Raw genomic sequence first — 10,995 nt, forward strand, 5'->3', positions numbered from 1 at the left:
GCCTGGCTGGCCTGCGATCTGCGCGAGCTCCTGCCCGGCGGGGACCACACGATCGGGATCGGGACGGTGACCGCCGTGCACCACGAGCCACAGGGCGACCCGCTGGTGTGGTTCGGTGGGCGCTACTGCGGCATCGCCTGACCGCCCGCCATGGCGGTGGCGCCTGTGTGGCGTCGGACACGGAGCGTCGAGGCCGCGGTTGCGCACCGAGCCCCGGGGGTAGGGCCGTCGCCATGACTCCAGCGAAGACCCTCCGTGCAGCGACCGTGACCCTCCTGGCCCTCGCGGTCAGCGTCGGCATCGGTGCCTGCGGAGACGACAACACCAGCGCCGCCGACTCGAGCGGGCAGCGCATCGACGTCACGGTCAACGACCAGGGCATCGACCCGGCAGAGATCCAGGCCAGCGCCGGCGAGCTCAAGCTCGTCATCAAGAACGCCGGCTCCGCGGCGCACGCGCTCGTCGTCCGCGGCGAGAACGGCGAGGTCGACCGCGTGAACGCCATCGACGCCGGCGACAAGCGAACGCTGCGCGTCACGCTCGACCCCGGGACCTACCAGCTCCAGGATCCGGAGAACGAGGCGATCCAGGCGACGCTGACCGTCGGCGACGAGGACCGCACCGAGACGCAGACCGAGACCCAGACCCAGACCGTCACGGAGCCGGCCCCCACCGAGACGCAGACCCAGACGGTGACGGAGCCCGCGCCGACCGAGACGCAGGCCGCCCCGACGGAGACGCAGACCGCTCCGGCCGAGACGCAGACGCAGCCGACGACCACGACGCCGTAATCCCGCGGGCATCGCGCTAGTCGTCGCCGAGAAGGCCCCGCGTCGGACGCGGGGCCTTTCTCGTCCGCCGGGAAGGCGGACCTCAGAGCCCGTCCGTCACGCCCCAGGCGCGAAGCGCCAGGAACGCCACGACGAAGGCTCCCAGCGTCATGACGCCGAGCTCCTTGCGCAGGATCTGCACGACGATGGAGCGCTGGGTCTCCTCCGGGAGGGCGCGCATCGCGTCGGAGTCCGGGAGCCCGCGATCGTCCAACACGGTCTGCGCGCTCACGGCACGGAGCTGCTCGGCGACGAAGGACACCGGGATCGGCAGCAGGAGGTACAGCCACAGCAGGCCGTCGTCGGGCTCGTCGCCGCCGAGGAACGCCACGCCCGCCACCACGGCGAGCAGCGCACCCGTCGCCTGGCCGACGCGGATGAGCCTCCAGGCGAGCACGCTCTGCTCGACGCGATACCAGCGCAGGCCGCCGACTCCCGCCGCGGCGATGTTGACGGCCGCCGCGAGCAGCGTCGCGACTTGGACGAAGGTCTCCATCGGGCGGCATGGTCGCACGCGGGACGCGCGGTCCGGCACGTGCCATCTGCAACTTTGTGACATGCCGTCACAAGCGGGCGCGGCTGCGGGCGCGAAGGTGATAGAAAGCGTTTCCGTGCTGCGCTCGTACGCCCCAGCCATCGTCTTCCTCGGCCTCGGCACCATCGTCGGCGTCGTCTTCGCGTTCCTGAACACCATGTTCGGGCCGCGGAAGAAGCTGAAGGTCAACAACAAGACGGACCCGTACGAGTGCGGGCTCCCGTCCGAGGTGCAGCAGAACTTCCGGTTCGGGATCAGCTTCTACCTGATCGCGATGCTCTTCATCCTGTTCGACATCGAGGTGCTCTTCCTCTACCCGGTGGCCGTCCAGCTGAAGGCCTTCGGGACGTTCGCGCTCATCGAGACGGTCGTGTTCGTCGTCCTGCTCTTCATCGCGTTCATCTACGTCTGGCGCCGTGGCGCGCTGGAATGGCGCTGAGGCGCCGAAAGGGACTGCGCACATGGACGTGATCCGTCAGAAGCTCCCGAGCGGACAGCCGGGCCAGACCGACTTCCGTTCGCAGCAGCTCCGCGCGCGGGACATGCTGCGCGGCGACCTCGAGGGTCCCGAGCTCGAGGAGTACGTCCAGTCGCGCATCATCACCACGACGCTCGACAAGGCCGTCGCCTGGGCCCGCGGGAACGCGATGTTCCCCGCCACCTTCGGTCTCGCCTGCTGCGCGATCGAGATGATGAGCATCGTCGCCGCGCGCGTCGACGTCGCCCGGTTCGGCTTCGAGGCCTTCCGCGCCTCGCCCCGTCAGGCCGACCTGCTGATCCTCTCGGGCCGCGTCAGCATCAAGATGGCGCCGGTCGTCCGCCGCATCTACGACCAGATGCTCGAGCCCAAGTGGGCGATCGCGATGGGGGCCTGCTCGTCCTCGATGGGCGTGTTCAACAACTACGCGATCGTGCCGGCCGACAAGTTCATGCCGGTCGACGTGCACGTTCCGGGATGCCCCCCGCGTCCCGAGGCCCTGATGCACGGCATCCTCAAGCTGCGTCAGCAGATCCAGCTCGACCCGGCCCTCGGCTGGCGCGCGCGGTACGGCGCCACCGACACCGTCGAGGTCCTGCCCGACGAGGGCGAGCAGCTCCTGGCGCGTGCCGACGAGCTGACCGTCATGGAGCCCGGGGAGCCGAAGGGTGCCTGACGCGACCGGCCTCGAGCTGCTGGCCGGCGGCCTGCGCGACAAGCTGCCCGACGCGGTGCTCGGGACGCTGCACTTCCGCGGCAAGGGCACGCTGCTGATCGACCCCCGCCACATCCGCGCCACCCTGCAGCACCTGCGCGAGCAGGAGGGGTGGACGTTCCTCGCCAGCGTGCACGGGGTCGACTACTACCCGGAGGAGCCGCGGCTAGGGGTCCACTACGAGCTGCTGAGCATGGCCCGCCAGGATCGGCTGACCGTCAAGATCCGGGTGCACACCGAGGCCCCGACCGTCGAGTCCGTCACGCCGGACTGGCCGACCGCCGACCATCAGGAGCGCGAGGTCTACGACATGTTCGGCGTGGTCTTCGAGGGCCATCCCGACCTGCGTCGCATCCTCATGCCCGAGGACTACCAGGGCCATCCGCAGCGCCGCGACTTCCCGATCGGCGGCGAGCCGGTCCTGTTCACGCACGACGAGTCCTCGAACCCGGGATGGACGCGATGAGCGACATCACGACGACCGGCGCCGACCCCGCGGCCGGCAAGTCCGCCTACCGCCGGATGGAGGACTCGGTCGACCTCTCCGAGCTCCAGCACCCGGTCGGGGATCTCGACACCGAGCTCCTGACCCTCAACATGGGGCCGCACCACCCTGCCACGCACGGGGTCCTGCGCCTGCTCGTCCAGCTCGACGGCGAGATCGTCCGCGACATCAAGCCGATCATCGGCTACGTCCACACCGGCATCGAGAAGACCGCCGAGGACAAGAGCTACTGGAAGGTCATCCCCGTCGTCGAGCGGATGGACTACCTCTCCTACTTCTTCAACGCGTACGCCTACTGCGGCGCGGTGGAGACCCTGCTGGACCTGGAGGTCCCCAAGCGGGCCCAGTACCTGCGGGTCATCCACATGGAGCTCAACCGGATCATGAGCCACCTGGTGTGGCTCGGGACCTCCGCGCTGGACGTCGGCGCGATGTCCATGTTCTGGTACTGCTTCCGCGAGCGCGAGCAGATCCTCGACCTCTTCGAGCAGTCGACCGGCCAGCGCATGCACACGCGCTACTTCCAGGTCGGCGGCGTGATGGAGGACATCCCGGACGGCTGGATCGAGAACGTCCGGAAGTTCACCGCCAAGATGCCGGAGCGCGTCGGGCAGTACCGCGCGCTGCTGAACAAGAACGAGATCCTGCTGCAGCGGCTGCGTGGCGTGTGCACGCTCGACGAGGAGACCCTGTTCGGCCTCGGGGTCACCGGACCGCTCCTGCGTGCCGCGGGCAACCCGTGGGATCTGCGCAAGGCGATGCCCTACTCGTCCTACGAGGACTTCGACTTCCAGGTGCCGGTGGGCACCGAGGGCGACAACTACGACCGCTACGTCGTCCGCGTCCAGGAGATGCTCGAGTCGGTGAAGATCATCGACCAGGCGCTGGACAACCTGCCCGAGGGTCCGACGATCACGGGCGACCGCAAGATCGCGCTGCCTCCCCGCCACGAGCTGGCGACCTCGATGGAGGCGCTCATCCACCACTTCAAGCTCGTCACCGAGGGCTTCCGCGTCCCGCCGGGCGAGGTCTACTTCCCGTGCGAGGCTCCTCGCGGCGAGCTCGCGTGCTTCGTGCGGTCCGACGGCTCGTCCAAGCCCGCACGCGTGCACATGCGTGACCCCTCCTTCGTGAACCTGCAGGCGACGGCGCCGATGTGCAAGGACGCGTACATCGCGGACCTCATCGCGACGCTCGCGATGCTCGACCCGGTGCTCGGGGGGATCGACCGATGAGCAGCGAGGCGCACACCAACGGCCACGGCCGGCGTCTCGTCGGCGTCTCGGACCCGAACGAGCTCGGCCAGAAGGTCGCGGCCAACGAGCCGACCCCGGTCCGCGACCCGCAGACCGGCTCGCGCGTCCCCGGCTGGGACGACGCCGTCGACCTGCGCAAGGACCCGGCTTCGATCCCGGACCCGGCCACGACACCCGTGCCGGACGCGCTGCGCGCCGAGATCGAGGACCTGATGACGCGCTACCCGGACCGGCGCAGCGCGTCGATCCCCGCGCTCGCGGCCGCGCAGCGGCTGCACGGCTGGTGCTCGCCCGAGGCGGTCGAGCAGGTGGCGTGCGTCATGCGGCTCACCCCGGGCTACCTCATCGCCGTCGCGGGCTTCTACGACATGCTCGAGACGAAGCCGGTCGGCCGCAAGACCGTCTACGTCTGCACGAACATCTCGTGCTCGCTGCGCGGCGGCGACGAGCTGCTCGCCGGCCTGAAGGACGAGCTGGCCGACGACCCCGACGTCAACATCCGCGGGTTCGAGTGCCTCGGCGCGTGCGACATCGCCCCGATGGCCTCGATCGACGGCGTCTACGTCGGGCCCGTCGACGACGCCGAGATCCCCACGCTCGCCCAGCACATCCGAGACGGCGCCGACCCGCTGCCCGAGAAGCAGCTCGTCAAGCGCCGCTCCGTCGATCCCAACGCCAACGAGCGTACGTCATGAGCGCGAACCTGATCTTCCACAACATCGACGAGCCCGGCCTGAACACCCTCGAGGTCTTCCAGCGTCGTGGCGGGTACGGCGACCGCCTGAAGAAGGCGCTGCAGATGCCCCGCGAGGCGCTCGTCGAGGAGCTCAAGGCCTCCGGACTGCGCGGGCGCGGTGGCGCCGGGTTCTCGATGGGCATGAAGGCGTCCTTCATGCCCAAGGGGGCCATGGACAAGTACCTCGTCTGCAACGCGGACGAGTCCGAGCCCGGGACGTTCAAGGACCGCGAGCTCATGCAGAAGATCCCCCACCTGCTGATCGAGGGGATGATCATCGGCGCCTACGCCGCCGGCGCGAACCAGTCCTTCATCTTCATCCGCGGCGAGTACGCCCAGCAGGCGGACATCCTCGAGGCCGCGATCGACGAGGCGAAGGCGGCCGGCCTGATCGGCAAGAACATCCTCGGCAGCGGCTTCGACCTGCAGATGTGGGTCCACCGCGGCGCGGGCGCCTACATCTGCGGCGAGGAGACGGCGCTGCTCGACGCGCTCGAGGGCAAGCGCGGCAACCCGCGACTGAAGCCGCCGTTCCCGGCCAACCAGGGCCTCTATCAGGGCCCCACGCTGATCAACAACGTGGAGACCCTCGCGACCACGCCGTTCATCGTCGAGATGGGTGGCGCCGAGTACGCGAAGATCGGCGTCCAGAACTCCACCGGCACCAAGCTGATCTCGATCTCCGGCCACGTCCAGCGGCCGGGCAACTACGAGATCGAGCTGGGCATGAAGTCGCGGGACATCATCTACGGCTTGGCCGGCGGGCCCGGCGAGGGTCGCAGCGTGAAGCTGTGGTTCCCGGGCGGATCGTCCTCCCCCGTCCTCACCGGCGACGACCTCGACCTCTCCTACGACTTCGACACGCTCGCCAAGGCCGGGACGATGCTCGGCTCGGGCGCGATCATCGTCGCCGACGACACCACGTCGGTCGTCGACGTGGCCTTGAAGACCGCGGAGTTCTACAAGCACGAGTCGTGCGGCAAGTGCACCCCCTGTCGCGAGGGCACGACCTGGACGGTGAAGATGCTGCAGCGCATCAAGTCCGGCGAGGCCACCCCGATGGACCTCGACATCATCGCCTCGGTCTGCGAGCGGATCATCGGCAACTGCCTGTGCGTCCTGGGCGACGCGATGGCGATGCCGGTGGGCTCGATGGTCAAGAAGTTCCGCGGCGAGTTCGAGGAGTACATCGAGGCGCGCCGCGAGGAGTCCGAGCGCGCGCTGCTCGCGTCGGTCGGAGCCGTCGCCTGATGCCCCGCCCCACGCCGCGCACGATCACCTTCTCGATCGACGGTCGGGAGGTCCAGGCCGACGAGAACATGATGCTGGTCGACGCCGCCAAGCTCGGCGACGTCGAGATCCCCGTCTTCTGTTACGAGCCCAAGCTCGGCGCGCCCGTCGGCGCCTGCCGCATGTGCCTCGTGGAGATCGAGGGCATCCCGAAGCTGCAGACCGCGTGCTCCACGCCGGTGAAGGACGGCATGGTCGTCCACACGCAGAACGCCCGCGTGAAGGAGGCCCAGGAGGCGGTCGTCGAGTTCCTGCTCGTCAACCACCCGCTCGACTGCCCCGTCTGCGACAAGGGCGGGGAGTGCCCGCTGCAGGACATCTCCTTCGGCTGGGGCGGCGGGAAGAGCCGCTTCGTCGAGCCCAAGCGCCACTTCGAGAAGCCGCTGGCGCTCTCGCCGCTCATCGCGATCGACCGCGAGCGCTGCATCCTCTGCTACCGCTGCGTGCGGTTCTCGCAGGAGGTCTCCGAGGACTACCAGCTCGTCCTGCACGAGCGCGGTGCCGCGACCTACGTCGGCACGTTCGACAGCCACCCCTACGTGGCGCCCTTCAGCGGCAACATCATCGAGCTCTGCCCGGTCGGCGCGCTGACCTCGCGCCCGTACCGCTTCCGCGCCCGCCCGTGGGACATCGAGGGCGGCGGGACGGTGTGCACCCTGTGCCCGTCGCAGTGCAACGTGCACCTGACCGTGCGCGACGAGCGGGTCCTGCGCGTCCTGGCCCGCCAGCACGATGGCGTGGACGACGGCTGGCTCTGCGACAAGGGCCGCTTCGCCTACCAGGCGATCCATGCCGACGAGCGCGTCACCGCGCCGATGGTCCGGGACGGTGGCGTCCTGCGCGAGGTGTCCTGGGAGCGCGCGCTCGGCGAGGCCGCCTCGGCGCTCGGCCGCATGCACGGCAAGGTCGCCGCGCTCGCCGGTGGCGACACCACCAACGAGGAGGCGTTCCTCGTGCAGCGGATCGTGCGGGAGGCGCTCGGGGGCCAGGACCTCGACTCCGCGCCCGGCATCGCCGCCCGCGATCTCCACGCCCTGGCCCGTCCGGACCTGCAGGCGTCGGTGCCGGACCTCGAGTTCGCCCACACCGTCCTCGTCCTCGGGACCGAGCCGGTGGACGACATGCCGATCGTCGACCTGCGCATCCGCAAGGGCGTGCGTCGCAACCGGGTGAAGCTCGCCGTCGCGACCTCGCGCCCCTCGTCGCTCGACGCGAACGCCGCGCTGAGCGTGCGGTTCGCACCTGGTGGCGAGGCCGCGTTCGTCAGCGGCCTCGCGGCGGCCATCTACGGCGGGGACGTCGACGGTCCGGCCCGTGCGGCGGGCTGCGACGCCGACGCGCTGCGCTCGCTGGCCGAGATGCTGCGCACCGGCGCCGGCGGCAACGACGGTCCGCCCACCGCCGGCGACGTCGTGATCCTGTACGGCCAGCGCCTGCTGCGTGGCACCTCCGGGGTCGCCCAGGCGCTGCAGAAGATCGCCGGCGGCCTGAACATCGTCGGGCGTGAGGGCGCTGGACTGCTCGCCGTCCCGGACGCGACGAACGGCCGCGGGATCGCCGAGGCCGGGTTCCTGCCCGGCTACGGCCCGGGCTACGTCGCCGGCCCCGAGGGCCGCGACGCGGCCGGCATCGCCGACGGCCTGCGCGACGGGGACCTGACCGCGCTGTACCTGCTGCACACCGACCCGATCCGGGACTCGGGCGACGCGCCCGGCTGGGACGCCGCGCTGGAGAAGGCCTCCTACGTGGTCGCCCACGCCCAGTACCTCACCGAGGGCGTCCGTGAGCACGCGAACGTCGTCTTCCCCGCCGAGAGCCACGCCGAGAAGGAAGGCACGCTGACGCACCCGGACGGCCGCGTCCAGCGCCTGCGGCCCGCGATCGGCCGTCAGGACCAGGTGCGTCCCGAGTGGCAGGTGCTCAACGACCTCGCCGGACGACTCGACCTCGACCTCGGTGTCCTCACCGGGGCGATGGCGACCACGCAACTCGTCGAGGCCGTGCCCTTCTACGCGGGGATCACGCTGAACGCCCTCGGCGGGACGGGCCTGCGCTGGCCTGCCACCGACCCGGGGGCCCAGGCGTTCCCGGAGCCCGCGGCGGACCCGGCGGGGACCGACGGCGCGCTCGCCGCCGCGACGCCCAGCCAAGGAGGACGTCGCGAGAACGGCGGCGTGAGCGACCTCGGCGCGCTGCGCCTCGGCACGTTCCGCTCGATCTGGGCCTCGCCCGAGGTCGAGGTGGCTCCGGCGCTCAAGTTCCTCGCTCCCCGCCAGAAGGTCGAGATCGCCCCGGCCGACGCCGAGCGCCTCGACGTCCGGCACGGTGAGGCCGTGACGGTCGGCGGTGACGGCATCACCGTCGACGCCGTCGTGCACGTCCGCGCGAACGCGCCGGAGGGCACGGTCTTCCTGCAGACCGGGATCGCCGACGGGTCGGCCAACGTGCTCGGCGGGCCGCTCGTCGAGATCGTCGGGCGTGACCGGGAGCCCGCCGTCGTCGGCGCGCCGGCGGCCGAGGCCGACGCCGAGCCGGATTCCGCGGGTGACGACACGGTGCCCTCCGAGGCCCCGACCCCCGAGGAGACCGACGCGCACCGGACCGACGAGGTCGACGCGTCACCCGAGACCGTCGAGGGCGCCCCTGCCGATCAGGCGCACAACCCGGAGGGCGAAGCCTGATGCTGGCGGTCGTCGAGTACTACGAGCCGTGGTGGATCCAGATCGTCAAGTCGATCCTGATCTTCGCCATCGGCCTGCAGATCGTCCCGATCGTCCTCGTCGTCGAGCGCAAGCTGCTCGGCCGCTTCCAGCACCGCTACGGCCCCAACCGCGTCGGGCCCTTCGGCCTCCTGCAGCCGCTGGCGGACATCATCAAGCTGGCCACCAAGGAGTCCTTCCGCCCGAAGACGTCGATCGGCTGGCTGTTCCGGATCGCTCCGATCATCTCGATCATGACCGCGGTCGCCGCGTTCAGCATCATCCCGTTCGGTGACACCGTCGACATCTTCGGCACCCAGGTCGGCCTGTACGGCGTCGACGTGGGCATCGGCCCGCTCTACCTGTTCGCGTTCGGCGCGATCGCCTTCTACGGCATCATGCTCGGCGGCTGGGCCTCGGGCTCGAAGTACTCCTTCCTGGGCTCGATGCGTGCCGCCGCGCAGCTCATCTCCTACGAGGTGGCGCAGGGCCTGGCGCTGGTCGGCGTCGTCATCACCGCGGGCACGCTGTCGCTGACGGAGATCGTCATGGCGCAGGAGGGCATGTGGTACATCGTGCCGCAGTTCGCCGGCTTCCTGATCTGGCTCGTCGCGTCGTTCGCGGAGACCAACCGCGCCCCCTTCGATCTCGTCGAGGCGGACGCCGAGCTCGTCGGCGGCTACAACACCGAGTACGGCGGCGGCGGCTTCGCCTCCTACTTCTTCGCCGAGTACCTGAACATCCTGGTGGTCTCCGGCATCACGGTGACCGTCTTCCTCGGCGGCTGGATGCTCCCGTTCGGCATCGACCCGCCGACCTGGGTCGACCCGTTCGTCGTCCTCGGGAAGATGTCGCTCTTCGTGATCCTGTTCGTGTGGATCCGCGCCACCCTGCCGCGCCTGCGCTACGACCAGCTGATGAGCTTCGGCTGGAAGATCCTGCTGCCGCTGGCCACCCTGAACACGCTCGTCACGGCGATCCTCGTCGTGGTGACCGACTGATGCCCCGGAGACGTTTCTGATGCCGATCGAATGGACTCCCGGCGACGACGTGGTCGCCGTCCAGCGCGGCCCGCAGCCTGGCGGGGCCGGTGGCGCCTACCGTGCCTTCGGCGAGACGCTGCGTGGCCTCAAGACGACCTTCTCGCGCGTCGTGGAGGGCGTCAACACGATCTCCTACCCGGAGGAGAAGGTGCCGGTGTACCCCCGCTTCCGGGGCCGCCACCGCCTGCACCGGTTCGAGGACACGGGCCTGGAGAAGTGCGTCGGCTGCTCGCTCTGCGCGGCCGCCTGCCCGGCGGACTGCATCCGCGTCGTCGCGGCCGAGAACACCCCGGAGCACCGCGTGTCCGCGGGCGAGCGCTACGCGGCCGTCTACGAGATCAACCTCTCGCGCTGCATCTTCTGCGGCTACTGCGAGGTCGCGTGCCCGTTCGACGCGATCACGATGGGGCACGACTACGAGATGAGCGACTACAACCGCTCGGACCTGATCTTCACCAAGGAGATGCTCCTCAAGGAGCCGATGGAGCGCACCCCGCTCCGTGCCGAAGGCGAGTAGGGGGCCGGTCGTCGCCGTGGCGCGAGCCGCAACGGTCCGGACATGAGCGACGCCGACTCCCGCGCCCGGGCCGAGGCGGCCTTCGGCGCGCCGGCCCCCGCCCCCAGCCCCAAGCGGCCTTCCCGGCTGGGCTTCGTCATCGGCGCGCTCGTCATGGCGCTCGGCGTACCGGCCGCGATCGCCTGGGGCATCATCGGTTTCGTCGGCTTCGCGGACGACGTGGACGCCCTGCAACGCGTCTCGATCCCCGGCGCTCGCACGATCACCCTGAGCGAGGGACGCCAGTCCCTCTACTACGAAGGCCATGGCGAAGCGGTCCCGGTCCTTCGCATCACGGTCACGGCGGCGGACGGCGGCACGATCCCGATCGAGGAGCACTCGGGCTCGGTCA

Annotated in this window: 12 protein-coding genes and 1 pseudogene; 12 read left to right on the forward strand and 1 reads right to left on the reverse strand. The window is 70.3% G+C overall.

Annotation, left to right across the window (positions count from 1 at the left end):
• Nucleotides 1–6: 6 nt before the first annotated feature.
• Nucleotides 7–141: a flavin reductase family protein gene (locus tag ABYE80_RS10540; protein WP_372790243.1), complete on the forward strand. Its 135-nt coding sequence runs from the start codon at nt 7–9 to the stop codon at nt 139–141.
• A gap of 92 nt (nt 142–233) precedes the next feature.
• The gene (locus ABYE80_RS10545; RefSeq protein WP_372790234.1) at nt 234–791 is read left to right on the forward strand and encodes a cupredoxin domain-containing protein; all 558 of its coding nucleotides are present in this window, start codon (nt 234–236) and stop codon (nt 789–791) included.
• 82 nt (nt 792–873) lie between these two features.
• On the opposite strand, the gene ABYE80_RS10550 is transcribed toward ABYE80_RS10545, so the two are convergent.
• On the reverse strand, nt 874–1,326 hold the full coding sequence (locus ABYE80_RS10550; protein WP_372790235.1) for a hypothetical protein: 453 nt from the start codon (nt 1,324–1,326) through the stop codon (nt 874–876).
• A gap of 115 nt (nt 1,327–1,441) precedes the next feature.
• On the opposite strand from ABYE80_RS10550, the gene ABYE80_RS10555 reads away from it, so the two are divergent.
• From ABYE80_RS10555 to ABYE80_RS10600, 10 genes and pseudogenes are all read left to right on the forward strand, one after another.
• Complete coding sequence (locus ABYE80_RS10555; RefSeq protein WP_372790236.1) at nt 1,442–1,804, forward strand: NADH-quinone oxidoreductase subunit A; 363 nt, start codon at nt 1,442–1,444, stop codon at nt 1,802–1,804.
• 103 nt (nt 1,805–1,907) lie between these two features.
• The gene (locus ABYE80_RS10560) at nt 1,908–2,519 is read left to right on the forward strand and encodes an NADH-quinone oxidoreductase subunit B (protein WP_372790244.1); all 612 of its coding nucleotides are present in this window, start codon (nt 1,908–1,910) and stop codon (nt 2,517–2,519) included.
• A complete protein-coding gene (locus ABYE80_RS10565; protein WP_372790237.1) occupies nt 2,512–3,024 on the forward strand; it encodes an NADH-quinone oxidoreductase subunit C in 513 nt (170 codons plus the stop codon). Before ABYE80_RS10560 ends, ABYE80_RS10565 begins: the two co-directional genes overlap by 8 nt.
• Before the next feature lie 56 nt (nt 3,025–3,080).
• Nucleotides 3,081–4,298, forward strand: a complete 1,218-nt coding sequence (nuoD, locus tag ABYE80_RS10570; RefSeq protein ID WP_372790245.1) for an NADH dehydrogenase (quinone) subunit D — start codon at nt 3,081–3,083, stop codon at nt 4,296–4,298.
• On the forward strand, nt 4,295–5,014 hold the full coding sequence (locus ABYE80_RS10575) for an NAD(P)H-dependent oxidoreductase subunit E (protein ID WP_372790238.1): 720 nt from the start codon (nt 4,295–4,297) through the stop codon (nt 5,012–5,014). The genes nuoD and ABYE80_RS10575 overlap by 4 nt, the downstream gene beginning before the upstream one ends.
• A complete protein-coding gene (nuoF, locus tag ABYE80_RS10580) occupies nt 5,011–6,306 on the forward strand; it encodes an NADH-quinone oxidoreductase subunit NuoF (protein WP_372790239.1) in 1,296 nt (431 codons plus the stop codon). Before ABYE80_RS10575 ends, nuoF begins: the two co-directional genes overlap by 4 nt.
• Nucleotides 6,306–9,026: an NADH-quinone oxidoreductase subunit NuoG gene (gene nuoG / locus ABYE80_RS10585; RefSeq protein WP_372790240.1), complete on the forward strand. Its 2,721-nt coding sequence runs from the start codon at nt 6,306–6,308 to the stop codon at nt 9,024–9,026. The genes nuoF and nuoG overlap by 1 nt, the downstream gene beginning before the upstream one ends.
• Entirely contained in the window at nt 9,026–10,045 is a 1,020-nt protein-coding gene (gene nuoH / locus ABYE80_RS10590) for an NADH-quinone oxidoreductase subunit NuoH (protein WP_372790241.1), read from the forward strand. Before nuoG ends, nuoH begins: the two co-directional genes overlap by 1 nt.
• 19 nt (nt 10,046–10,064) lie before the next feature.
• Entirely contained in the window at nt 10,065–10,604 is a 540-nt protein-coding gene (nuoI, locus tag ABYE80_RS10595) for an NADH-quinone oxidoreductase subunit NuoI (protein ID WP_372790242.1), read from the forward strand.
• A 42-nt stretch (nt 10,605–10,646) separates the two neighbouring features.
• Nucleotides 10,647–10,995, forward strand: a pseudogene (locus ABYE80_RS10600) (hypothetical protein); the annotation flags it as partial.

The sequence above is a fragment of the Paraconexibacter sp. genome, assembly GCF_041602235.1.
GTDB lineage: Bacteria > Actinomycetota > Thermoleophilia > Solirubrobacterales > Solirubrobacteraceae > Paraconexibacter.

Coding starts and splice junctions, on each gene's coding strand:
- ABYE80_RS10575 (WP_372790238.1), top strand. CDS start 4,295: ATGAGCAGCGAGGCGCACACCAACGGCCACGGCCGGCGTCTCGTCGGC.
- nuoH (WP_372790241.1), top strand. CDS start 9,026: ATGCTGGCGGTCGTCGAGTACTACGAGCCGTGGTGGATCCAGATCGTC.
- nuoD (WP_372790245.1), top strand. CDS start 3,081: ATGGAGGACTCGGTCGACCTCTCCGAGCTCCAGCACCCGGTCGGGGAT.
- nuoG (WP_372790240.1), top strand. CDS start 6,306: ATGCCCCGCCCCACGCCGCGCACGATCACCTTCTCGATCGACGGTCGG.
- ABYE80_RS10560 (WP_372790244.1), top strand. CDS start 1,908: ATGCTGCGCGGCGACCTCGAGGGTCCCGAGCTCGAGGAGTACGTCCAG.
- nuoF (WP_372790239.1), top strand. CDS start 5,011: ATGAGCGCGAACCTGATCTTCCACAACATCGACGAGCCCGGCCTGAAC.
- ABYE80_RS10545 (WP_372790234.1), top strand. CDS start 234: ATGACTCCAGCGAAGACCCTCCGTGCAGCGACCGTGACCCTCCTGGCC.
- ABYE80_RS10550 (WP_372790235.1), bottom strand. CDS start 1,326: ATGGAGACCTTCGTCCAAGTCGCGACGCTGCTCGCGGCGGCCGTCAAC.
- nuoI (WP_372790242.1), top strand. CDS start 10,065: ATGCCGATCGAATGGACTCCCGGCGACGACGTGGTCGCCGTCCAGCGC.